Here is a 22,862-nt window from a genome sequence, read left to right on the forward strand (position 1 = left end):
ATAAGTCAATAAATAGTATTAGTTGATATAAATTATCATTTACAATAAGCTGATTTTGATATATCATAATTAGAGAAAAAACAACTAGTAAATTAGTTTATTCAGTGTAGGAAGTTACCAAGCCGGAAATAACTCTTGCACTTACATATAAGGCTAAGTAATAATATGTGTTTGTTTAAAAAGATTTAATTATGATGAGGTGATTTATTTGAGTAAGTATAGAGTTCTTCTATATTATAAATTTGTAAATATCGACAATAGTGAGGATTATACTAAAGAGCACCTGAAGTTATGTAAAAGCATTGGACTTAAGGGAAGAATACTTATTGCTGATGAGGGCATCAATGGGACTGTTTCAGGAACGGTAGAGCAAACAGAAGCATATATGAACGCTTTAAAAGCTGATCCTAGATTTGAAGATATGGTGTACAAGATAGACGAAGTGGATGAGCATGCCTTTAAAAAGATGCATGTTAGACATAAAAATAGCATAATAACATTACTTCCGGAAGATGATGTTAATCCAAATGAGAAGGTAGGAAAGTACCTAAAGCCAAAGGAATTCTATGAAATGCTTCAAAGAGATGATGTTATAGTTGTGGATGGAAGAAATGATTATGAATATGATATCGGTCACTTTAGAGGAGCTATAAGACCAGAGGTAAATAACTTTAAGGAGTTTCCAGAGTGGATAGATGAAAATCTATCAGAGTATAAGGACAAGAAGATTCTTACTTACTGCACAGGTGGAATAAGATGCGAAAAGCTTACAGGTGTATTTTTAGAACACGGTTTTGATGATGTATATCATCTTGAAGGTGGTATCGTAACTTATGGCAAGGATCCTGAAGTAAAGGGGAGACTTTGGGATGGTAGATGCTATGTTTTTGATGAGAGAATCTCTGTGAAGATAAATAATACAGAAGAGGATACAGTTATATCTAAATGTGCCCACTGTGGAGAAGAGTCTTATAGATATATAAATTGTACAAATGACGACTGTCATAAGCAGCATATATGCTGTGAAAAGTGTGAAGCTGAACAGGAAGGGTTCTGTTCTGATAGCTGCAGACAGTATATAATAGAGCACCCTGAGAGAGATGCTAGACTTAGACTTAAAGAAAAAGCTAAGATGTATGAAAGATATAATCAAAAGCACGAAAAGTCAAAAGAAGTTGTAAATAAGCTTCAGAAAAATAATATAATATAAAGATTATATAACAAGTATAAGCTTAAAGCCTTATCCATCTGTATGGGTAGGGCTTTAGTATTTTGACAGGAGTAGGTAGTTCCGTAATTTTTAAACTAACTATCGGCCGTTTTAACTATTATTGGTACCTTTTTAATTTATATATTTTATTTTGAACTGCTGTATCTTTTGGTATACAACTTTGAATATTAATTTATGCAGAAAGTCCTCATAACCAGGTGTTTTGAGCAAGTATAAGTTAAGCTTCGCTATTAGGTATCCAACTTCAACTATTATTTTATATATGCCCGATAATTGCCAGAATTAGGGGTTATGGAACAGACTTAAGTTAAGTTTTCGTGAAGGATACCGATAGGGAACCAACTTCAACTATTAATTTAAACATGCCACAAAATCGCCAGAAGCCGGGATTTTATAACAAGTATAAATTAAGTTTTCATAAAGGATGCTTATAACTCTTTAAAAGTATGACGTTGAAATCTATGTTAGTCTTCTTAGGATATATAAAAATATAAAAAAATTAAAAAAGTTTAAAAACTATATTGACAAAAGCTGTTTCAGGATATAAACTATAGATAGTGATAATCATTCTCAAGGAAAACTTCTTAGTAAGATAGATGCATTTACTGGGCAAAATAATTGCATCAAAGTTACAAATTAGTTGAGACTGGTTTTCGAAGGCAAACACACACATAGCATTAACCAAATAGACTCCTCTTAATATTATTTGATGACTGCGGAGAGGCTATCCTTAATTGGATAGCCTCTTTTGCCTTTTGATATTTATTATATTTTTAGCTATTTCATAAGTATATTTAAGAGGCAGATGCGTAAGTGATTGGCCAAAGAAATTTGATTTAGAGAGTTGTTTATGCATATTTTTTTAGTAGCTAGCAGATTATATTTAAGATGAGCTGCTTAAGATTAAAGTAAAAGGTTTGGACAGTCTTAATGAAGTGTAAAGAAGCAAAGGATATTATGTCTGTCCGAACCTTTTTTAAAATCCTCAGAAAAAGCGGATTATTAAACTAATATTAAAGGAGCTGATGTTATGAGTAATAATAGTGAAAAATCTAAGAAGCAAAGCATGGTTGATAAGAGTGAAGAATCTAGATCTTCTCAAACAGGTTTCTTAAACAGAGGAAATAGTGGATTAAATCAGGAGAATCAAAATACTAAAAATAAAAGATAGTATATTGAGGCAGAGCAAAAAGGTTACTGAAGGTCACTTCAGTGACTTTTTAACTCTGCCTTTTATAAACCCATATTTATGCTATAATATAAAAAACAGGAGGTGTTATTATGGGCGGAATTACTGCTGATAATATAATATTGTTATTGGTTGCAGTAGTACTTTTGTATTTAGTATTCAAGTTTATAAAGGGTGTAATAAAAACTATTATCGTTATTATTTTAATTCTTACCTTGGGAGTAAGTGCCTACAACATATTTATAGCAAAGAAGTCTGTTTCTGATGAGGTAAACAGATATAAAACAGATTATTCGTATTTTAATAATGTCAAGGATATATCATCTGAGGCAAAGCAAGCAATTAATGATATTGAAGCAAATAAAAATATTGATCAAAATATAAACAAGCTATCAGATTTAAAAGCTAAGGCGAGTACATTAAATCATAGTAGTGAGTTAAATGGATTCCATGAAAGATATATAAGTACTTTTGATGGGATTATACTTGGATGTAAGGGATATAGCACAGCTAAGCAAGCGGGCGAAGAGGGGAAAAAGCTCAATGACCTGGCAAAGAATTTGGACATGAGTCTTAAGGATATAGTTGTGACCAAGTAGCTATAATTTTATAAATAAGTATTTTATTACAGGATATTAACTATAAGTTTGTTCATAATCAATAACAGTAGATTATGAACAAACTTATTTTTTTATATTATTATATTTGACAATGTTATTGACCAATATATAAATATATAGATTTTAATAAGTTCTATAGGGAAACATGCCTGATAATCCCCAGAAGCGGCATTATCAAACAAGTATAAATTAAGTTTTCATATAGGTTCCCTATAGTTGATAACTAATTGCTATACTTGGTTATCTGCATAATTTTATAACAGTAATAGAAATAAGGACATAAAGATGCACCACTTCAATCCTTAGACTGAAAATAAAGCCTTTGATGAATCTGCAAAGCCTAATTTTGATAGGTTTTATTTTGAAGGAAGCTGTATATATAAAAGCAATAAATACGAATTATAAAATTATAATATTTTAAAATATTCGTAACTTCCATTGACCTAGCATACTTACTTTGATACTATGTTAGGTGGGAATTTAAATTATATTAAATTTTCTATGTTTGAAGGGAAAGTAAGGTTTAGACATATAAGACATGACAATAATGAATGAGTGTAACCAAGTAAACTGATGTATTTAAGGAGGAAGGGTTATGTCAGCATTTATAGTTTTAGGAGCTCAATGGGGCGATGAAGGAAAAGGAAAGATGACTGATTATTTAGCTGAAGAAGCTGATGTTGTAGTTAGATTTCAAGGTGGAAATAACGCAGGTCATACAGTTGAGGTTGAAGATAAACAATATAAGTTGCACCTAATACCATCAGGTGTGCTTTATGATACAAAGTTAAATGTAATTGGTAATGGTGTTGTTGTTGATCCAAAGGCTTTATTTGAAGAAATAGATTATCTTGAAGGTTTAGGCGTAAAAGTGACTCCAGAAAAGCTTATGATAAGCGATAGAGCTCATCTTATAATGCCATATCATAGAGTTTTAGATAAGTTAAAGGAACAAGCAAGAGGTAAAAATGATATAGGTACAACTGGTAAGGGCATAGGACCTTGCTATACAGATAAATTTGAAAGAAGTGGAATAAGAGTTTGTGATCTTCTTCATAAAGAAGTGTTTGTAGAAAAGCTAAAAGTAAATGTTGAAGCAAAAAATGAGTATATTACAAATGTACTTCATGGAGAAGCTTTAAGCTTTGAAGAAATATACAATGATTATATTGCTTATGAAGAAAGATTAAGACCATATGTACAAGATACATCAGTAAAAGTGTATGAGGCTATAAAGAGCAATAAGCAAGTACTATTTGAAGGTGCACAAGGAATGCTTCTTGATATTGATTATGGAACATATCCATATGTTACATCTTCAAACACAACTGCAGGAGGAGTTTCAAATGGAGTAGGTGTAGGACCTACAATGATAACTAATGCTGTAGGTATTGCTAAAGCTTACACAACAAGAGTTGGTAAGGGACCATTCCCAACTGAACTAGAAAATGAAACTGGCGATTGGATAAGAGAAAAGGGTCGTGAATTCGGAGTAACTACTGGTAGAGCTAGAAGATGCGGTTGGTTAGACCTAGTTATTCTAAAGACAACAGTAAGAGTTTGCGGATTGACATCTTTAGCAGTAACAAAGATAGATACTTTAGCAGGATTAGAAAAGATAAAGGTTTGTGTTGGTTATAAATTCAATGGTACCATTATTGATTATTTCCCAGCTAGCCTTGAAGACTTAGCTAAGTGTGAGCCAGTTTATGAAGAGTTTGATGGATGGGATGAATCAGTTGCTGACGCTAGAAGCTACGACGAAATACCTGAAAATGCAAAGAAATATCTTAAGAGAATAGAAGAAATAACTGATACTAGGATATCAATAGTTTCTGTTGGTCCTAGAAGAGATCAAACAATGAGAATTGCAGAGTTATAGGATTAGATTTTTATATATTTAATAACAAGAGGAGTGTAAAACCATTGAATAACGGTTTTATAGTCCTCTATTACTCTATGAAATGTATCAATTAATTCTTTAGGTTATCTTCTAGTAAACATATTTTTTGAACCAATATTGTTGAAGCGGTAAATAACTGTCTAACATGGTTATATATAAATGAGTTTATTAGTCATAATAAAAAAATATAAAGTATTATTAATTTATAGATGGTAACATTGGTTACTGAATGTTTATTTTTTTTATTATAGAATGTAATTACAGGGTGATTAAAAATCACTTTAAGTAATGAATTGGCTAGGCTTACATTTAAATCCGACCATTTTGGTTGAATTTATATAAATAATTTAGTATAATAATTAAAGTAAGCTTGTAACATAAAATAATTAAAAAAGTGAGGGTGATAGTAATGGTTACTAAGGACATGACTATAGGTGAAGTTGTTAGAACATATCCAGAAAAAGCAGAAGTTTTAATGAGCTTCGGAATGGGTTGTGTAGGATGCCCATCAGCTCAAGCAGAAACTATTGAAGAAGCTGCTTTAGTACATGGATTAAACCTTGACGAATTAGTTGTTGCTTTAAATAAGTAATATATTTTAGAAACTTTGAAAAGACGCCGGTTTTTAGGGCGTCTTTATTTTTTATTTAGCCAAGTCTTCACTGTTAACAAAATTATTATATTTTAAACATATAATAGAGTGGTAAAATTATACTAAGTGGAAGTTATTATAGAAATATTTACGTAACAGGAGGAGTTTATGCTGGAGAAATTTGAGAAGGAATACGAAATAAACTATCATGATGTAGCATGGAACCTAAAAGCATCTATTTCAACTATTGTAAACTTATTATGTGATATAGGATTTAGACAGTCTCAGAGCTTAGGATCTGGCATTAAGGACATGATGGAAGATAAGCAGTCATGGGTTTTTTACAAATACGATATAGAGGTTTATAGATACCCTGATATAGAAGAAAAAATAAAAGTAATTACAGAACCTATAGGCTTTAGAAAGTTTTATGCATATAGAAAATATATTGTGTTAGATAGTGAAGGAAATGTGATAATTGAAGGAAAAAGTATATTTTTCTTTATCGATCTAGAAAGAAGACGTGCAATTAGAATACCTGAAGAGCAATATAAGCTATATGGTGTAAAGGAAGACTTAAAATATTCTGTAGATATTGAAGACATAAAACCTCTTAAGGAATATGAATTTGATAAAACCTTTAGAGTAAGATATGGGGATATAGACTCAAATCTTCATGTGAATAATGTAAAATATATAGAGTGGGCAGTTGAAAGCTTGCCAATAGAAGTAATAAAGAGTCGTACAATCAGAAGAATTATCGTAAACTTCCTTAAGGAAACAACATTTGGACATGAAATTACATCATCAAGTAGTATAAATAATAATAACAGTGCAATAGAAACCTCACATAAGATATCTGATGAAGAAGGAAAAGTTCTCGCTACAGTTAAATGTATATGGGATTAAAGTTTATATTAAAGTTCGAAAGCTATTCTAAAAACCCAGCTGAGCATTGAGAATAGCTTTTGGCAGAAAAATAGGGTTTGTTTTTGGCTATACAGCATAACAGCCTATTATAACACTTGATATTGCTAGGTATGGCTAACAAAAAAATATACTTCATTTACACTAAAAGGGATCCACTGAAGAAAGCTAATTCAGTGAATCCTTTTTTTGTTCTTTGGCAATTATATTTTAGATAAAGATTTTGATAACTATGTTTTGATGTCTTAAATGTATGGGAGAAATAATAAAAAAAAAAGATTATGTCTCCTGCTGGATTTGACTCAAAGCAGTATTATTTATCAGCTGTTGCAGCACTCTTACCTGCTAAAAATCCAGAACTCCATGCCCATTGAAGATTATAGCCTCCGCAGTCTCCATCTACGTCTAATATCTCTCCACAAAAGTATAAGTTCTTAACTAGGGTGGATTGGAGAGTCTTAGGATCTACGTCTTTAGTGTTGACACCGCCTGCAGTTACTTGGGCACCGTCGAAGCCATTAGTGCCTACGCATTTGAAGGTCCAGTTCTTTAGAAGATTGATTATATTATTTTTTTCTTTCCATTCTAAGCTATAACAAGGTTTATGAATATCTTGTATGCCTGCTTCTTTTAGTAAAATAGGAGCTAACTTCTTGTTTATGACTCCTATAAAGGATTCAAGTACAGTTCTATGTGATACCATGGCCCAATGAGCTTCAAAGAAATTATGTAAGTCATCAATTGATCTTCCAGGCATCATATCAATGGATATAGCTACGTTTTTATATTTAGATAATTCATAAGAAGCTATTCTTGATAATTGTAGAATAGGAGGGCCAGATATGCCATAGTCCGTGAACAATATCTCTCCAAATTCTTTTCTCATGGAAGTACCATTAACTATAACTTCGCCAAAACCGTCAAATTTGATACCAGAAAGTCCTTTTAAACTTTTATGTTCTAACTTAAGCTGAATTAATGCAGGAATAGGCTCAATTATTTTGTGACCTAAGTTAGCTGCTAAGTTATAACCTGAACCATCAGAACCGGTTTTTTGCGCTGATTTTCCTCCACAGGCTAAAATAACTTTTCCACAACTTATATTATCTAAAGAAGCATCTTGTGTGGATAACTTAAAATTGTTTCCACTGTGGATAATTTTTTTTACTTTAAATGAGTTATACACAGGGATATTTCTATCCTCAACTGCAAATCTTAAAATATCCACAACCGATGAAGCTTGAAGAGACTGTGGATACATTTTGCCTTTTTCTAATTCTACAGTAGGAAGGCCTAACGAAAGAAAAAGGTTTTTTGTTTCCTCTACAGAAAAGTTATTGAGGCAATAATTAAAGAAACCGGGATTTTCACTATGGTAGTTTTCAAAGGGAAAACCGATAAGTGAATTTGTTATATTACAACGACCATTTCCAGTAGTTAAGATTTTCTTTCCAACTCTATCAGTACCTTCAACAATAGCTACATCTGCTCCGTGATCCTTTGCAGCTATAGCAGCTATAAGACCAGATGCGCCACCACCTATTACAACTACTTCATGATGCTTGTGAGTCATTTTATTATCTCCTTTGTTTATGATTATTAAGTCTTAATTATTTTTAAATATATGCTATGTTTCAACATTTACTTTAATATTGATTAAGTAAAAAAATATTAATATTTTTTAAATATAAAAAATTTAAATATGAAATAAATTATAGTTTCATATACAGTAAAAAAGTATACGCTAACTAAAGTCAAAAGCCATGATAAGCTAATGTTACGACATATATAAATTCTACCATAGTAATATATAATTTAAAGTTTTTCATACTCTCATCAAAAAAAGATCTTATTTAAATTATAGGTTATTAGAGCACTTTTAAACTACTTTTACTATTTTGATTAATTATAAAAATTGATACTTGTGGATAACCTATAGATGTTACTAGATTAATAAGCTTTTACTATAAAGTTATCTGTTTTAGCGTCTTATTTATGGCTAATAGCAGATCTATACTAAAAATTTTTAAAGCTTATTGACTATTTTTTATATAGGCCTAAAGGGCTTAGTGTGAATATTTATATATTATATACTATATGAGATAAGGAGTGGATAAAATGGATGCAAAGGATTTTATGGATTATGATAACTGGGTAGTAGTTGGTGATGTTGAAAACAATGATAAGTATGCATCTAAGATCTTAGCTAAGTTTAGTGACCATGGATATAATGTCAGCGGTGTGAACCCTAGATCTACAGTTGAATATGGCTATAAGAGTATAAAGGAAGTTCCTTATGAAGTTGAGGCTATTGATTTGTGCATAAATCCTAAGAGTGGAATTGAGGTAATAAAAGAGGCAAAAGACCTTGGTATAAAGCATGTTTTAATTCAACCAGGAGCAGAAAGTCCTGAAATATTAAGTTACTGTAAGGATAATGGTATCGAAGCAGTTGAAGGATGTGCGTTGGTAGCTTTAAGCTAGTATATAAAAGTATATCTAGGGTAATATACTCTTAAAACGGCCAAATAAAAAAATAAGGAGTTGAATAACCGTTGATTAACTCATTTCTTTGAGAAAATGATGTTAATATGTAGGGTAAAGCATATCCGAATTTACGCCTTTGGAGTGTCGGGCCAAACGATAAGTATTACTAATATAATTATCGGGCACGGTGAAGAAGGAAGCAAAAATCTATAAGTTTTGCATAACGGTGTATTTATGGATGATAATAAGCACAGACAAAAAGATAGACCAAAAAGCAATGCAGAGCTAAGAAAGATGTTTCCAAAAGAAGGAGCATATATAGGAGAGAAAAATAAGGGCAAGGGAGACTTCCAGGATAGACATAAAGATCATAGTGGCCAATATTAATTTTAATATGAAGTGGTACATCAATATAGGGTTTCTATATTGAAACTTAATTTGTACTTTGTACTTGTTCGAAAATCGCTGGTTCTGGGCATTTACGGGCACGTATAAATTAGTAGTTGAGTTAGGAACCCTATATATAGGGAACCTTTATGAAAACTTAACTTATACTTTTTATAAAATCCCGTCTTCTAGGGACTTTGCGAAATGTGTAAATTAACAGTTGAAGTTAGTTCTCTATAAAGATGGACCACTTCAACTTTAAAACTATTTTTAAAACTCATCTGGGTTCTGAGAGTAAAACTTGAAAATATAAAACCTAAAACTCTTAAGATATAAACTCGATACTAAAGTTATATATTTTTATAAATGAAGCTGCTTAAATGGGGTATAAAGTGGCTGTAAAACACCAATTTAACTATAAAAATCAAGCTATAAAAAGTAATCCTAAGCAATCATTTGATAAATATGCGTAATTAAATTTAAAAGATAAATTTAAATTTTTTTAAAAAAGTGTTGACACTTAGTCTTATTTTTTGTAATATATCTATTGTTGGGTCGTGAAAACGACAAATAAATTAATGATTAAAACTTAATATGGCTCCTTGGTCAAGCGGTCAAGACACCACCCTTTCACGGTGGTAACAGGGGTTCGATTCCCCTAGGAGTCACCATTTATCATATTTTGGGCGCATAGCTCAGCTGGGAGAGCATCTGCCTTACAAGCAGAGGGTCACAGGTTCGATCCCTGTTGTGCCCACCAAAATATGGCTCAGTAGCTCAGTTGGTTAGAGTGCCGGCCTGTCACGCCGGAGGTCGAGGGTTCGAGCCCCTTCTGAGTCGCCATTTTTATGATGCTGGCATGGCTCAACGGTAGAGCAGCTGACTTGTAATCAGCAGGTTGTAGGTTCGATTCCTATTGCCAGCTCCACTAAAAATAAAACTTAATATGGCTCCTTGGTCAAGCGGTCAAGACACCACCCTTTCACGGTGGTAACAGGGGTTCGATTCCCCTAGGAGTCACCATTTATCATATTTTGGGCGCATAGCTCAGCTGGGAGAGCATCTGCCTTACAAGCAGAGGGTCACAGGTTCGATCCCTGTTGTGCCCACCAAAATATGGCTCAGTAGCTCAGTTGGTTAGAGTGCCGGCCTGTCACGCCGGAGGTCGAGGGTTCGAGCCCCTTCTGAGTCGCCATTTTTATGATGCTGGCATGGCTCAACGGTAGAGCAGCTGACTTGTAATCAGCAGGTTGTAGGTTCGATTCCTATTGCCAGCTCCACTAAAAATAAAACTTAATATGGCTCCTTGGTCAAGCGGTCAAGACACCACCCTTTCACGGTGGTAACAGGGGTTCGATTCCCCTAGGAGTCACCATTTATCATATTTTTGGGCGCATAGCTCAGCTGGGAGAGCATCTGCCTTACAAGCAGAGGGTCACAGGTTCGATCCCTGTTGTGCCCACCAAAAATATGGCTCAGTAGCTCAGTTGGTTAGAGTGCCGGCCTGTCACGCCGGAGGTCGAGGGTTCGAGCCCCTTCTGAGTCGCCAATTTAATGCTGGCATGGCTCAACGGTAGAGCAGCTGACTTGTAATCAGCAGGTTGTAGGTTCGATTCCTATTGCCAGCTCCACAGAAAACATCTTACGATTTCGTAAGATGTTTTTTTGTTATACGATTTTATTTATATAAGCATATAAATATTACAAAGCTGTAAGGCATATAAATGAGAAAATGCAAATATAATTACGTATATAAATTAAGAATGGAGTTACTACGATGAGTGTATTGTCTTTATCACAATTTCTTTTCTACGTATTTATACTTGCAAGCATGCTCATAACCACCTTTATAATAATCCCTGATTTTTTTATAAGGTGTTTTAGAAGAAAATAAAAGCTGATTTCTCTTAAGGTAGAAATCAGCTTTTGATAAATAATTAAATTATCTAGATAAGTTCTTTTTCACTCTTATATCTTCAGAATAGAATTTAAAAAGTTTAAAGTTTCCGAAGAGACGAGAGGTTATTCTCTCTGCATAATACTTAGTTAGAGTTTGAAGCGTCATATTTGAAGATATAAGCATTTTCTTTTTATTAAGCAGTTTCTTGTTTAAAAGGGTAAATAGTTCAGTAACTACGAACTCTGTTATCTGTTCTGCACCTAAGTCATCTATTATTAGGAGATCGCAATTAATTAAGAAATCTTCTAATGCTTCATTATTATTGAATCTAACATCCTTTAGATCACGTATTAGTTCATCGGAAGTTCTATATACAACTAAGTAGCCTTTGTCTAGTAGGTCTTTAGCTATGCAGTTGGAAAGAAAGGTCTTACCAGTTCCTGATGTGCCGTAAAATAATAAGTTTTCATTCTTATTAGAGAAGTTAGGAAGATAATCTCCAACAACGTAACTAAGTATAGACTCCATATTTTTTCTTGGAGAAAACTTTTCATCTCCGATTCTGTGAGTTGGATAGTAGTTGATGTTGAAGGTATTAAAGTTTTCTTCCTGTATAACATTCTCAAGTCCAGAATTCTTATAATATAAACCTACTAATTTATGTTTGTAGCAGGAGCATTTTTCTGTGACTATATAGCCTGTGTCCTTACATTTAGCACATCTATAATGAAGATTTAAATATTCAGGATTATATCCATAAGAAACTAAAAGTTCATACTTCTTAGCTCTAAGCTCTGTTATGGCATCCTTTATTTTTTTAAATTCTTCTTCAAAATTGTCCATTGCCTTTAAAGCAATCATAGAAAGTTTGATACTCATTTTCCCTATTTCATTATCTAAATCTAATATTTCGGGATGCTTTTCTTTTATCTCTTCTCTACGTTTTTTTAAGGCAGCAGCTTCTTCTTCTCTAATTTTTTGATATAAACTTTCCACTTGACTTTTATATCCACTAATCATTGTTATCCCATCCTAATAATTTTCTCTCTAAAGAATCGTAATCATAGGTTCTTTGCTCATAATCAGTAAACTTTAAATTGCTCTTCTTAGAGTTATCATAATTATTTTGCTTATTGGTATTAGTTTTAGGTGGTAGGTTTTTTGTAGCAACATCCTCTAGGGTTTTTATACCGTCGTTATTCCACCTTGTTAATATTCCATCTATATATCTAAAATCTGCTCTATTGAGTCTCTCAAAACATATTTCGCAAGCTTTTAATATTACCTCGTTAGGAAAGTTATATGTAAACATCCACTTTTCCATAAGCTCTTCCTGAGGCTTCATCACTTCACCATTTTTTATGCCAAGATAAGCTAGGATCTTTCTTATCTTCACCCATTTATCTTCGCTCTTACTTATATAAGCATGAACATCTTCAATATTTTTTATTCCGCTATCGTGCCAAGCTAATGCAACCTTTTCTATATATCTGGAATCTGCTTTACCTTTGGACACACAATATTCTATAAGCATCAATATCATCTCAGAAGAAAAAGAAAAGTCATTTTGAAGACCAAGATAAGTTGTCATTTCTTTAGGGGATAGAGGTCTGCTTAACAATCTTTCAACTTCTTTAAGCATATCTTTAGTGTTGTCTTTGTTTAACTCGTCTAGTAAGTTAACATTTGATGCATTGTCATCATCACCATTTAATTCTAAGAATTTTATATTAAAGTTGCCCATCTTATCTATAGGAACTAACTGAATGACACCTTCATCATTCCAATAGTTTAAGGCATTCATTATATCAGATTCTAGAAGACTTAAATTAGAAGCTATAATGGATGAGCTAACTCCTAATTCACCTGAAATACTGTACTTTAGCATAAGTAGATAAACTTTTACAAATTCACCTCTTGCTTTAGGCATATATTTTTCAAGAAAAATATTGCTTACAGGAGTAAACTCTACAGGAGAATTTTTAAGCATAAATGTACTCATAGGGTCATAACCCTCCATTCAAAATAATTTTCAAATAAATAAATAAAACCAACAATAAAAATTGTTCATTTATATTATAACAGAGGGGTAAGGTTCTCTCAACAATACTACGCTGTCAATTAATGACTAAGGAAAGCTTAAACACTACAATATTGAATATTATAGAAGGGCATGAATAATAAGTAAGACAATAGGACATATTAAAAAGGAATGTTGATTTTTTACTCTTATAATACATGAGAATGAAAGATAGATTGCTTCGATTTTATTTAAAGTACTAACTTAATTCTGAGGAGTGATTCTATAGGATAAGAACCGCTTATATAAGCATTAATCTTATATGCATAATATTTTAAGAGAGGCATACAACAGTTTTAAAACACCTACTAAAACCAACTAAAATATATTGGAATATTGTTAGTTTTATGCTGTCATAATATGTGTAAAGAGGTGATAGCATGAAGTATTATACAATTGGTCAATTCTCAAAATTAGTGGGAAAAAGTATTCAAACTTTAAGATTGTGGGATAATGAAGGAAAGTTAAAACCACATCATATAACAGAAGGTGGACACCGTTATTATTCTGAACAACGAATTAATCAAGTTTTGCAAGTGCCACTTGTTAAGAAAACTAAAAAAGTAATTGGATATTGTAAAGTGTCAAGTAATAAACAAAAAGATGATTTAGCAAGACAAGTTGAAAATGTTAAAACATACATGATTGCTAAAGGGTACTCATTTGATGTTATTACTGATATAGGAAGTGGAATAAATTACGATAAAAAAGGATTAAATCAATAGTTGAAAAGATAGTGATTCTATATAAAGATAGGTTGCTGAGATTTGGGTTTGAAATAATAGAAAATCTATGTAATAAGTATGGGACTGATATCGAAATCATAGATAACACTGAAAAAACAGAAGAACAGGAATTAGTTGAGGATTTAATTCAAATTGTTACAGTTTTTAGTTGTAGGTTGCAAGGCAAAAGAGCCAATAAAGCAAAGAAAATGATTAAGGAGCTGTTAGAGAATGATACTGGCGAAGAAAGTTAGAATTATTCCGAATATAGAGCAAGAACAAAAATTATGGCAGTCTGTTGGTACTGCAAGATATATTTATAATTGGACACTTGCAAGACAAGAAGAAAATCACAAAAATGGTGTCAAGTTTATAAAAGATGAAGATTTAAGAAAAGAATTAACTATTTTAAAGAAATCAGAACTTAACTGGCTTAATGAAGTATCTAATAATGTAGCAAAACAGGCTGTAAAAGATGGTTGTAATGCTTATAAAAATTTCTTTAAAGGGTTAGCGGATAAACCAAGATTTAAGAGCAGAAGAAAAAGCAAACCTTCATTCTATAATGATACAGATAAACTAAAAGTTAAAGAAAACTTAGTATTAATTGAAAAAGTAGGTTGGATTAAAACAGTAGAACAAATACCTACAGATATTAAATATATTAATCCAAGAATAAGTTTTGACGGTAAGTTTTGGTATATATCTATAGGCATAGAAAAAGAAGAAACTATATCAGAAAATACAGATATATCAATAGGTGTGGATTTAGGATTAAAAGATTTAGCAATAGTTTCAAATATAGATAAGCCATTTAAAAATATTAACAAAGCTAAAGAAGTGAAAAGACTAAAAAAGAAGTTAAAAAGAAAGCAGAAACAAGTTTCAAGAAAATATGAAGATGGAAAAATTCGAATAGGAAAGGAAGGTGAAAACCGTTATAAATTTACTAAAACTAATAATATTAAAAAACTCGAAAGAGAATTAAAACTTATTCAAAGAAGGCTTTCAAATATACGTTTAAATCATATTCATCAAACAACAACTGCAATAGTGAAAACCAAGCCAAGCAGAATAGTTGTTGAAGATTTAAATGTAAAGGGTATGCTTAAAAATAAACACTTATCAAAGGCTATACAAGAACAATGTTTCCATAAGTTTATTAGTATCTTAGAATATAAGAGTAAATTTAATGGCATTGAATTTGTAAAAGCAGATAGGTTTTATCCTTCAAGCAAAACTTGTTCTTGTTGTGGCGTAATAAAGAAAGATTTAAAACTTAAAGACAGAGTTTTTGTTTGTCCATCATGTAATGCTCGGATGGATAGGGACAAAAATGCGTCAATAAATCTTTCAAGGTATAAAAAATCAGCATAATATCACTAACAAGATAGTGCTGATATGTACTGTGCGTTACGCAGGATTTTAAGCCTTTGGAGCAACATATCAAACTGGAGTAGTCTTATGACAAAACAGGTTGCGTTGAATAAGGAATAAATCTCTAAATATTAGATTTTAGTAGATTTTATGTAACGGTAAGCGATGTAAAGTATGGAGAGTAGGAGAGTTAAATTATTTATATTAAGAAGTGCCTTCCTAATAGTATTGCCGAGTTTAATATACGTAGCCTTAACAATTGGGCATAAATCTTTTTACGATGCCTATGAGAATGGAGTAAAAATTGGGTGCGTTACTGATAAGGAAGTGGCAGTTGAAGCCTTTAATCAGGCTAAGGATGACGTAAACAGTAGGTTTGGCATTGAAGTTGACAAGGATGAGACCCTGTCCTTCAAAAAGATAAGTAGCGCAGATAGTGCCGTAAGTACCATAAATAACTTGAAAGACAATATAATAAAAAACTTTAATATGAATGTTAGTGCCTTTAGGCTGATTATAGGAGATAAAGAGCTTGGATACATAGCTAAAAAAGAAGAAGGAAAGCAGATATTAGAGAAGGTTGCAGACAAATACATAGATATGAGCAATATAGACAGAAGTAAGGTTTTTTCTATAGGAGTAGAAAGTCATAATCAGTACATAGAAGAGAAAACATCAGTATCCAATGTCCTTTCTACAGATGAGATAGCAGATAAAATAATAGACGCGGATAAAGATAGTAAGAATCCTTTAGTGAAAGTTGAAGTCAAAACAAGGAATAAAAAACTCATCGATGTAGAACCATCTACTATTATAGATTCAAGTGAAGATTTATTTATGGGAGAATCAAAGACTGATAAAGGAACAAGTGGTAAAGCTGAGGTAGAGGAAGAAGAAACCTTTATAAATGGGAAAAAAACTAATATAGAAAAATTGAGTGAAAAGGTTACGGTTAAACCAAAGGATACAGTTATAACCAGAGGAATAAAAAATCCAATATCCTCTGGTGTAGCTTTCCTTTCAAGACCCTCTAGAGGGGTTATAAGCTCTAATTTTGGAGCCCGTTGGGGAGAAGTGCATCATGGTATTGATATCGCTGCAAATGTGGGAGATCCAATAGGTGTGGCTATGGATGGTAAGATAAAAGAAACTTCTTATAATAGTGTATATGGAAATATGATAATAGTTGATCACGGAGAAGGTATTGAAACAGTCTATGGCCACTGTAGCAAGGTTTTGGTTAAGGTTGGGGATAAGGTAAAACGGGGAGATGTCATAGGTAGAGTAGGAAACACTGGTAGAAGTACTGGTCCACATGTGCACTTTGAACTAAGAGTAAATGGAACAGCAATAAATCCTAATAAGTACATAAAGTAGTACTGTTTAAGCGAATTTGATTATTGCAAAAGAAATTAAAATGATTTTATTTTCTAGGAAATCATAAAACAGTTCGCTAGCTAAGTCTAGTAATATCAATGACTTAGAGCAACTGTTTAGAATAAACAGTAAAAAGATAAATATTATTCGACTGCCAGATTTTTCTCATATACATTCGGAATCTTTGATGTGCAAAAAAGCTCACTGAAGAAGGTCGCTTTAGCTGCTTTTTTATAACCAAAAGGAGCTGTTAACTAATTATCTATAGTACTACAGCCCCTTTGGTCTATATTAGTAGTTTATCTAAGTCAACAGTTCCATCCCCTTGGCAGTACCTAGGAAGATCATTAGGCTTTGCCGATATCTGCAGTAATGATCTCATATCATTAAAGTTTAATGAAGGATTTTTTTCGAGAATAAGTGCGCAGATGCCGCATATATAAGCTGCTGAGCAAGAGGTGCCAGAATAAATAGCATAAGGTTCTGATAACTTTGTGGGATATAGTTTTAATCCATTTCTTTCAGAGATATAACTTGTATCACAATTTAAAGATTGGATATTAACACATCCTGCAGAGATCTCTGGCTTTTGTACCTTTCCAACAGGGCCGCAAGAAGAATATAAATAAGGTTTAACTGACTTATTTGTATCCAAGCCGCCTACAGTTATACAATACTTCAAAGTAGCTATTCCTCTCATAGAATATTCCACAGAAGGATTGCTACCTGCTGGTACTATAGGAATTAGGTTTTTAGAAACTGCTAAGTTCAATATTTTATCAAATTGTTCTAGAAAAAATATGTTGTCATTTGCTAGTTCAAAGGGAAGTAAAATTAATCTTATGTTTTCATTTTCAGAAGAGGCTATAATGCTATCTAAGGCAAAAAGAATATCTGATACATATCCCTTCCCGGTACTATTAAAAGCCTTGTAGCAGTGGAGGCTGGCTTTTTCTGCAATTCCTTTATATAATCCGTTTGAATTTCCACCGCTACCGCACAGTATGCCACTGATAAAGGTTCCATGACCATTGTCATCATAGGGGTACTTATATTGATTGATTAAATCATAGAAAGTATTTATCTTATTTGAAGGGCTTAATAGGTCAGGGTGAGGAAATACACCGCTGTCTATTAAAGCTATCCCTATACCTCTACCAGTAAACTTGTATCTTCCTGAAAGGGTTATTCCATTTGCAGATGCGATACTTGACCCACATAACATACAATATCCGTCTAAGCTTATATATTCCACTTCAGGATATTCCATAAGTCTATCTATGGCTCTAGGAGATATTTCAGCAGTTATTAATTCCAGCCAATCTATTTTATTTATTATAGTTCCCTTAAAGGATGTAATCTTTTTTGTGATAGTATCACCGAATTTTTTATATTTTATAATAACTCTATATCTTTTATAATATTCTTTAGAAAGATAATACCTTAAAGCAGTATCTAGCTTGCTTTTTAAAGAAAACATGGTACACTCCTTTAAATTGTTAAAAGATTTATTGTATTATAACTTCTCATAAGAATATTAGAATGGTCGAAGTTAGTAATGCTAAAATCTCATACAATATATTATATGTTAGAGTGTAAATTTGCTATAGGGTATGAAAACTATAGTTAAAAAATTCGAAAATAATCTTTAATCTACATTATCTTTAAAAGTCTATACATTGACCTATATCTATAATCTTAACTGATTCATCACCTAAGGACTCTAATCTAGAATGAGTTTCATTAAAATCTTCTAAGGATAATATGAAGGTCTTGTAGTGAATAGGCACCATCTTAGAGCAATTCATCATTTTATACATCTTATAACTTTCTTCTGGAGTACAGTGCATATAGCAGAACCTGTCAGGTTTATAGCAGCCTACAGGCATTAGTGCTATGTCAGCAGCTAAATCCTTAAACTCATCTGTAAAGGCAGTATCACCTGCATAAAATACTTGCTTGTCACTAGACTCAATTAAATAAGAGTTTGAATAGCTGACTTTTCCTATATAGAACCTTCTGCCATCATGATTGGCTTCTAATGCTTTCACTGATATGTTTTCATCTGAATAGGCTTCACCAGGACTTATAGTAAAAACCTTCTTAAAGCCTATAAGGTTCAATAATTTTTTATAACCTTTAGGACAAAGAACTATAGCATCTCTGTTCAATCTTTTTAGAGATGGAAAGTTTATATGGTCTGTATGTCCATGAGATAGCAAAATATAATTTACTTTTAATCCTTTTATATCATCTGGTACCTTTACCTGTCTTTTTAGATGGCCTAAGAAAGAGTTAAATACAGGGTCTGTTATAACTATATTATTATTTATATTAATTAAAGCAGTGGCATGGCCTAACCAGCGAAGGGAGTTTTCTTTAACTTTATCACTACAAGCTTTCTCCATTGGCTTAGCATAAGTCTTTATATTTTTCCATGCCATTTTAGACAAAAATGCAATGTTTGAAAATACCATACTTAATATCCTACCTTATCTATCTTTTCCATTTAAATATTATTATACCAGTAATCATTATTATAACTCCAAGTATTTCGTTTAGACCAAAAGAAATTTTTTTGGTTTCAAAAAGGCCGAAAGCATCTATAAGAGCTGCGGCGGTGAGTTGGGCCACCAAGATAGTAGCTATAGAGTAGGTTGCACCTAAATTTTTTATTCCCTCTATTACGGTAAAAATTATAATTACTCCAAGAACTCCGCCTAGTAGATATATTTTACTTACGTTTTTCACTGCTCTAAAGCTGCCTTTACCAATTGTAAGTGCAAGTATAATAGTTACTATAAAAGCAGACCCTTGTACTATTGCATTTGTTTCCCAGGTTCCGATTCTGGATTCCACTCGGGTATTAAACACACCTTGCAGGCTCATTGCTATTCCAGCTATTATAGAAAAAATAATTCCCATCATCAATAATCACCTCAAGAATTATTGTTACCATCAATAGCTATGACATATTCGTATTTTTTGCTCACTTACATGAATTGTTTTATATTTTTTAGCATAATTAGCAGTAAACTATTTAAAATGTAATGTTTCTAGGCAAAAGGCAAGTAAATTCTTGTTACACTGTATGTGATTTGATACTAATGGTGAATTTGTAAGCAAAGGATAGAGTTCTTTGTTTTTATTTATAAAATATTTATTATATGTAGAGGTTCAGAAGAGATAAAAAAAAGCCCTTAAAGGGCCAATTTACATAAGTTGTTTTTTAAAAATAGTTCTTCTATTTCTTTTTCTGAAAAGCAAAGGCTTATTCCAAGACTTAGATAATCATCTAGTAATGTTTCATAGTGGTCTTTTGATGGAGATATTATTAAGTCATTAACATCTATGAACAAGTTTAAAAATTGATCGCTTAAACAATAATCATTAGGTTTAATTATTAATTCCTCTATCTCATCGTATTTTTCATATATTCCAATAGTTAGAATACTGCTTAAACAATTTATGTAATTGTCTAAAATTGAAGCTTTCACTAGTTTTGCATCTTTTTCAACCCAATACTTATAACATTTTGTATCTTCAGCTAATGCTCCTATCTTTATTTGAAGCTCTAAAAATTTTCTTTGTCTAAGTTTATAATCATTTAGATTTGGGTCGAGGATCAATGTCTTATTTAGTTCTTTTTGTCTTGTAAAAAACTTATTAAGATTCATATGTATATCCCCCTATCTTCTTGGGCAATTGCCACGATAATATTGTACAAAATCTTTTGAAAAATGAAAAGTTCAGTAAACGAATACAGTTTAAAAATATTTTATTTTCTAAAAAAATATATAAATTTGACAATTAAAACATAAACTAATAATGTCACGCATTTTTTTACTATACAATAAAATATTATATTTTTTGCTACATGGAATTATAGAAAACTTTTTAGCCACACCTAGTATAAGATGACTTAGAATAGCTTTCTGAGATATAAAGTTTAACAAGAGAAACTATGGTTGAGACAGAATAATTGATAAGGGTAGCTTTTATGGTTAGAAGCTTAATGTAAGCTGAGTAATAAAAAGTATCTATTAGATATATCGACCGTATACTAAAAATATTTATGTATTGATTTTTACAACAATATAAAATGATATTTTTATATGTATTAATATTAAAAATAATAAAATGCTGCACTAAAGATATACCACTTCAACAACGAAATCATTTTCAAGGCTCTCTAAGTTATTTAGAGGAGATCATGAAAATAGAGATTTCATAACGAAGTGGTACAACTATATAATATCAGTACAGCATTCTATTGATTTAATTTTTTTGTTTAATAATATTATTGGAATTAAGTATTTATTCAGAAAATGCTATATGATGGCACCTTTAGAACTAAAGCATCAGATGATTAGCTACTCAATTTCAATAGGCAATTTTAACAACTCTTAGCTTAAAGAAGCTTTGTATTCTACGAATAAACTAATAAGACTTTAAGTTGTAAGTCTTTATAATCATGTCTTTTTTATTATTTACAGGCTTCCATAACTCTATTCTGTCTATCTTGGCCATATTGTAAAAGCCCTCAGTTTTTGCAGTACTGCAAGCAATATCATATTCTTGTTTTTTCCACTCTCTCTGAGCAAAGTTGGTATTGGCTAGAGAAACGTGTAAGTCCCATTCATTTATATTGTCTCTAACTGAAAAACCATGTAGTTTTAAGGTGTCGTTTATATTTCTAGATAGTCTTTTTATATACCCTTTATTTTCAACCTTTAAGTTTACTGATTTATGAGGTTCTCCAAAGCAAATAATATCTTTAAGTTCAACTTTAAACTTTTTATATGGTCTAATTATTTTAGAGATAACTTCATCCAATTTGTCTAAGTTTGGGTTTTCTACCACCTCTAATGTTATATGTAGAGTAGGTAGGTTTTTATAAAGCCTATACTTCTTAGAAATACTTTTTTGTATAGGTTCTATTGATTTATAGGAGTCATCATCAAATAGCGCAACTAAATAATACCTCATCTTTAACCTCTTTCAATACAATTCTCATTTAACATACAGACTTTGTTATAAATTATAACATATTACAAGGTATAAAAAAATATAGGAATACTTAAAATAGATATGCAAATTACAATTTTGCGAAAATTTAAACATATAGCATTTAGAGGAGGATAAGAATATGAAACATAATGATAGTATAGGATGTGTAGTTACTGAATGCAAATATCATGCTAAAGATAAAAATTACTGTAGTCTGGACCAAATAATGGTTGTAAAGCATGCATCAAGAGCTGAAAGCGTTGAATCAACAGATTGCGGAAGCTTTGAAGAAGAAGGAAGATAGTTTGTAGGACGGTGCTTAAAGCACTGTCCTTTTTCACTGTCTAGGAACCGATGGTTAATAATAAAGAGCCCACAAAGTACCAATGAAAAAGAACTTGTCTTTTTCGTAGGAAGGTATAGTTTATTTCTACATAAAACAAGCAATATCAAGGGCTTACAATGGATTTTTAGTATAAACAGTAAAGAAATAAATCTTATTTACCTACTAGATTTTCCTCACATACATTTCAAAAGTCAGATTAACTAAAAACAAAATAGACTCACCTACGATATTTTTCTCGTATATACTTATAGGCTATGTTTAATAACATTGTTGAAATTAAGTGGTTATTAAAGCGTAGTATGGACGACCAATTAATTTAAACACAGCACTTTAACATAGCATAAAATTAATATAGAAAAAAAGGTCGATGAAAAGGGTTTCGTAACAAGCGTTTTTTATCTTACAATGATTACCTGTATAAATTAATTCTTTTAGAAAGTATAATTGGAAGCTGATAAAAGATTACAACCTTAAGGAATATTTTGGGAATGTTAGCCTAAATATAAAGTGTTAACTTTTTTAAAACACTTGAATATATATGTATGTATGAGTATGGATCGATTAAGTAATTAAGAGGTTTTGGCTAATATATAAATATTTAAAAAAATTCATGAATATTTTTTGATAATAATACATAAATATACAAAGTTGTTTGGTGATTTCATAAAGGTACATTTTTCCAAGCAATCAATGTAAAAAATCACTTTAATT

General features: G+C 31.5%; 19 protein-coding genes, 12 tRNA genes and 1 pseudogene. 24 read left to right on the plus strand and 8 right to left on the minus strand.

The annotated features are described in order from the left end of the window. Nucleotides 1-208 precede the first annotated feature (208 nt). The 6 genes from trhO (at nucleotide 209) to C1I91_RS01405 (ending at nucleotide 6,444) form a co-directional block, all read left to right on the plus strand. The gene (trhO, locus tag C1I91_RS01385) at nucleotides 209-1,210 is read left to right on the plus strand and encodes an oxygen-dependent tRNA uridine(34) hydroxylase TrhO (protein ID WP_205694266.1); all 1,002 of its coding nucleotides are present in this window, start codon (nucleotides 209-211) and stop codon (nucleotides 1,208-1,210) included. 1,051 nt (nucleotides 1,211-2,261) lie between these two features. Next, nucleotides 2,262-2,402, plus strand: a complete 141-nt coding sequence (locus tag C1I91_RS27945; protein ID WP_164880406.1) for a hypothetical protein — start codon at nucleotides 2,262-2,264, stop codon at nucleotides 2,400-2,402. Nucleotides 2,403-2,512: 110 nt separating this feature from the next. Then, entirely contained in the window at nucleotides 2,513-3,019 is a 507-nt protein-coding gene (locus C1I91_RS01390; protein WP_128210887.1) for a hypothetical protein, read from the plus strand. A gap of 616 nt (nucleotides 3,020-3,635) precedes the next feature. Continuing rightward, complete coding sequence (locus tag C1I91_RS01395) at nucleotides 3,636-4,922, plus strand: adenylosuccinate synthase (protein ID WP_128210888.1); 1,287 nt, start codon at nucleotides 3,636-3,638, stop codon at nucleotides 4,920-4,922. 430 nt (nucleotides 4,923-5,352) lie between these two features. Then, complete coding sequence (locus C1I91_RS01400; RefSeq protein WP_128210889.1) at nucleotides 5,353-5,535, plus strand: DUF1858 domain-containing protein; 183 nt, start codon at nucleotides 5,353-5,355, stop codon at nucleotides 5,533-5,535. A gap of 168 nt (nucleotides 5,536-5,703) precedes the next feature. Next, on the plus strand, nucleotides 5,704-6,444 hold the full coding sequence (locus C1I91_RS01405) for an acyl-[acyl-carrier-protein] thioesterase (protein ID WP_128210890.1): 741 nt from the start codon (nucleotides 5,704-5,706) through the stop codon (nucleotides 6,442-6,444). Between the two features lie 331 nt (nucleotides 6,445-6,775). Here the strand turns inward: C1I91_RS01405 and C1I91_RS01410 are convergent, their stop codons facing one another. Further along, a complete protein-coding gene (locus C1I91_RS01410; RefSeq protein WP_128210891.1) occupies nucleotides 6,776-8,035 on the minus strand; it encodes a BaiN/RdsA family NAD(P)/FAD-dependent oxidoreductase in 1,260 nt (419 codons plus the stop codon). Between the two features lie 545 nt (nucleotides 8,036-8,580). Here C1I91_RS01410 and C1I91_RS01415 point away from each other — a divergent pair. The 14 genes from C1I91_RS01415 to C1I91_RS01475 all read left to right on the plus strand — a co-directional run bounded on the left by C1I91_RS01415 (nucleotide 8,581) and on the right by C1I91_RS01475 (nucleotide 10,967). Continuing rightward, nucleotides 8,581-8,946 (plus strand): CoA-binding protein, encoded by a 366-nt coding sequence (locus tag C1I91_RS01415; RefSeq protein ID WP_128210892.1) that lies wholly within the window; start codon nucleotides 8,581-8,583, stop codon nucleotides 8,944-8,946. Nucleotides 8,947-9,183: 237 nt separating this feature from the next. Next, nucleotides 9,184-9,336, plus strand: a complete 153-nt coding sequence (locus tag C1I91_RS27950) for a hypothetical protein (RefSeq protein ID WP_164880391.1) — start codon at nucleotides 9,184-9,186, stop codon at nucleotides 9,334-9,336. Between the two features lie 596 nt (nucleotides 9,337-9,932). After that, nucleotides 9,933-10,007: transfer RNA gene (locus C1I91_RS01420), tRNA-Glu, on the plus strand. 13 nt (nucleotides 10,008-10,020) lie between these two features. Then, nucleotides 10,021-10,096 (plus strand) — tRNA-Val (locus C1I91_RS01425). 6 nt (nucleotides 10,097-10,102) lie between these two features. After that, nucleotides 10,103-10,179: transfer RNA gene (locus C1I91_RS01430), tRNA-Asp, on the plus strand. A 10-nt stretch (nucleotides 10,180-10,189) separates the two neighbouring features. Then, a tRNA-Thr gene (locus C1I91_RS01435) sits at nucleotides 10,190-10,264 on the plus strand. 20 nt (nucleotides 10,265-10,284) lie between these two features. Next, a tRNA-Glu gene (locus C1I91_RS01440) sits at nucleotides 10,285-10,359 on the plus strand. A gap of 13 nt (nucleotides 10,360-10,372) precedes the next feature. Further along, nucleotides 10,373-10,448, plus strand: a tRNA-Val gene (locus tag C1I91_RS01445). A 6-nt stretch (nucleotides 10,449-10,454) separates the two neighbouring features. Then, nucleotides 10,455-10,531, plus strand: a tRNA-Asp gene (locus tag C1I91_RS01450). 10 nt (nucleotides 10,532-10,541) lie between these two features. Beyond that, nucleotides 10,542-10,616: transfer RNA gene (locus tag C1I91_RS01455), tRNA-Thr, on the plus strand. Nucleotides 10,617-10,636: 20 nt separating this feature from the next. After that, nucleotides 10,637-10,711: transfer RNA gene (locus C1I91_RS01460), tRNA-Glu, on the plus strand. A 14-nt stretch (nucleotides 10,712-10,725) separates the two neighbouring features. Next, nucleotides 10,726-10,801: transfer RNA gene (locus tag C1I91_RS01465), tRNA-Val, on the plus strand. Between the two features lie 7 nt (nucleotides 10,802-10,808). Then, nucleotides 10,809-10,885: transfer RNA gene (locus C1I91_RS01470), tRNA-Asp, on the plus strand. 7 nt (nucleotides 10,886-10,892) lie between these two features. After that, nucleotides 10,893-10,967 (plus strand) — tRNA-Thr (locus C1I91_RS01475). 311 nt (nucleotides 10,968-11,278) lie between these two features. On the opposite strand, the gene C1I91_RS01480 is transcribed toward C1I91_RS01475, so the two are convergent. Together C1I91_RS01480 and C1I91_RS01485 are read right to left on the minus strand one after the other, a co-directional pair. Further along, nucleotides 11,279-12,256, minus strand: a complete 978-nt coding sequence (locus C1I91_RS01480) for an ATP-binding protein (protein WP_128210893.1) — start codon at nucleotides 12,254-12,256, stop codon at nucleotides 11,279-11,281. Then, nucleotides 12,249-13,238: a DnaD domain protein gene (locus tag C1I91_RS01485; protein ID WP_128210894.1), complete on the minus strand. Its 990-nt coding sequence runs from the start codon at nucleotides 13,236-13,238 to the stop codon at nucleotides 12,249-12,251. Before C1I91_RS01485 ends, C1I91_RS01480 begins: the two co-directional genes overlap by 8 nt. A gap of 458 nt (nucleotides 13,239-13,696) precedes the next feature. Here C1I91_RS01485 and C1I91_RS01490 point away from each other — a divergent pair. From C1I91_RS01490 to C1I91_RS01500, 3 genes and pseudogenes are all read left to right on the plus strand, one after another. Beyond that, nucleotides 13,697-14,295, plus strand: a pseudogene (locus C1I91_RS01490) (IS607 family transposase). Then, nucleotides 14,273-15,418, plus strand: a complete 1,146-nt coding sequence (locus C1I91_RS01495) for an RNA-guided endonuclease InsQ/TnpB family protein (protein WP_128210895.1) — start codon at nucleotides 14,273-14,275, stop codon at nucleotides 15,416-15,418. The pseudogene C1I91_RS01490 and the gene C1I91_RS01495 overlap by 23 nt, the downstream one beginning before the upstream one ends. Before the next feature lie 174 nt (nucleotides 15,419-15,592). Next, nucleotides 15,593-16,795 carry a peptidoglycan DD-metalloendopeptidase family protein gene (locus tag C1I91_RS01500; RefSeq protein ID WP_128210896.1) on the plus strand — a complete coding sequence of 401 codons (1,203 nt, stop codon included), beginning with the start codon at nucleotides 15,593-15,595 and terminating at the stop codon, nucleotides 16,793-16,795. Nucleotides 16,796-17,081: 286 nt separating this feature from the next. Here C1I91_RS01500 and C1I91_RS01505 read toward each other — a convergent pair whose 3' ends face one another. The 5 genes from C1I91_RS01505 to C1I91_RS01525 all read right to left on the minus strand — a co-directional run bounded on the left by C1I91_RS01505 (nucleotide 17,082) and on the right by C1I91_RS01525 (nucleotide 21,784). Beyond that, nucleotides 17,082-18,275 (minus strand): S8 family serine peptidase, encoded by a 1,194-nt coding sequence (locus C1I91_RS01505; protein WP_128210897.1) that lies wholly within the window; start codon nucleotides 18,273-18,275, stop codon nucleotides 17,082-17,084. A 184-nt stretch (nucleotides 18,276-18,459) separates the two neighbouring features. Continuing rightward, a complete protein-coding gene (locus tag C1I91_RS01510; RefSeq protein WP_128210898.1) occupies nucleotides 18,460-19,272 on the minus strand; it encodes an MBL fold metallo-hydrolase in 813 nt (270 codons plus the stop codon). Nucleotides 19,273-19,291: 19 nt separating this feature from the next. Next, nucleotides 19,292-19,723, minus strand: coding sequence for a DMT family transporter (locus C1I91_RS01515; RefSeq protein WP_128210899.1), 432 nt, complete (start codon nucleotides 19,721-19,723; stop codon nucleotides 19,292-19,294). Between the two features lie 272 nt (nucleotides 19,724-19,995). Then, the gene (locus C1I91_RS01520) at nucleotides 19,996-20,472 is read right to left on the minus strand and encodes a dUTP diphosphatase (protein WP_128210900.1); all 477 of its coding nucleotides are present in this window, start codon (nucleotides 20,470-20,472) and stop codon (nucleotides 19,996-19,998) included. Nucleotides 20,473-21,235: 763 nt separating this feature from the next. Next, the gene (locus tag C1I91_RS01525; protein WP_128210901.1) at nucleotides 21,236-21,784 is read right to left on the minus strand and encodes a 2'-5' RNA ligase family protein; all 549 of its coding nucleotides are present in this window, start codon (nucleotides 21,782-21,784) and stop codon (nucleotides 21,236-21,238) included. A gap of 160 nt (nucleotides 21,785-21,944) precedes the next feature. On the opposite strand from C1I91_RS01525, the gene C1I91_RS01530 reads away from it, so the two are divergent. Beyond that, nucleotides 21,945-22,109 (plus strand): DUF1540 domain-containing protein, encoded by a 165-nt coding sequence (locus C1I91_RS01530; RefSeq protein WP_128210902.1) that lies wholly within the window; start codon nucleotides 21,945-21,947, stop codon nucleotides 22,107-22,109. Nucleotides 22,110-22,862 lie beyond the last annotated feature (753 nt).

This window comes from Clostridium manihotivorum (assembly GCF_004015185.1).
In the GTDB taxonomy this organism is placed as follows: Bacteria; Bacillota; Clostridia; order Clostridiales; family Clostridiaceae; genus Clostridium_AR; species Clostridium_AR manihotivorum.

Coding starts and splice junctions, on each gene's coding strand:
- C1I91_RS01405 (WP_128210890.1), top strand. CDS start 5,704: ATGCTGGAGAAATTTGAGAAGGAATACGAAATAAACTATCATGATGTA.
- C1I91_RS01395 (WP_128210888.1), top strand. CDS start 3,636: ATGTCAGCATTTATAGTTTTAGGAGCTCAATGGGGCGATGAAGGAAAA.
- C1I91_RS01390 (WP_128210887.1), top strand. CDS start 2,513: ATGGGCGGAATTACTGCTGATAATATAATATTGTTATTGGTTGCAGTA.
- C1I91_RS27950 (WP_164880391.1), top strand. CDS start 9,184: ATGGATGATAATAAGCACAGACAAAAAGATAGACCAAAAAGCAATGCA.
- C1I91_RS01485 (WP_128210894.1), bottom strand. CDS start 13,238: ATGAGTACATTTATGCTTAAAAATTCTCCTGTAGAGTTTACTCCTGTA.
- C1I91_RS01525 (WP_128210901.1), bottom strand. CDS start 21,784: ATGAGGTATTATTTAGTTGCGCTATTTGATGATGACTCCTATAAATCA.
- C1I91_RS01510 (WP_128210898.1), bottom strand. CDS start 19,272: ATGGTATTTTCAAACATTGCATTTTTGTCTAAAATGGCATGGAAAAAT.
- C1I91_RS27945 (WP_164880406.1), top strand. CDS start 2,262: ATGAGTAATAATAGTGAAAAATCTAAGAAGCAAAGCATGGTTGATAAG.
- C1I91_RS01400 (WP_128210889.1), top strand. CDS start 5,353: ATGGTTACTAAGGACATGACTATAGGTGAAGTTGTTAGAACATATCCA.
- C1I91_RS01480 (WP_128210893.1), bottom strand. CDS start 12,256: ATGATTAGTGGATATAAAAGTCAAGTGGAAAGTTTATATCAAAAAATT.
- C1I91_RS01415 (WP_128210892.1), top strand. CDS start 8,581: ATGGATGCAAAGGATTTTATGGATTATGATAACTGGGTAGTAGTTGGT.
- C1I91_RS01495 (WP_128210895.1), top strand. CDS start 14,273: ATGATACTGGCGAAGAAAGTTAGAATTATTCCGAATATAGAGCAAGAA.
- C1I91_RS01520 (WP_128210900.1), bottom strand. CDS start 20,472: ATGAATCTTAATAAGTTTTTTACAAGACAAAAAGAACTAAATAAGACA.
- C1I91_RS01505 (WP_128210897.1), bottom strand. CDS start 18,275: ATGTTTTCTTTAAAAAGCAAGCTAGATACTGCTTTAAGGTATTATCTT.
- C1I91_RS01500 (WP_128210896.1), top strand. CDS start 15,593: ATGGAGAGTAGGAGAGTTAAATTATTTATATTAAGAAGTGCCTTCCTA.
- C1I91_RS01530 (WP_128210902.1), top strand. CDS start 21,945: ATGAAACATAATGATAGTATAGGATGTGTAGTTACTGAATGCAAATAT.
- C1I91_RS01410 (WP_128210891.1), bottom strand. CDS start 8,035: ATGACTCACAAGCATCATGAAGTAGTTGTAATAGGTGGTGGCGCATCT.
- C1I91_RS01515 (WP_128210899.1), bottom strand. CDS start 19,723: ATGATGGGAATTATTTTTTCTATAATAGCTGGAATAGCAATGAGCCTG.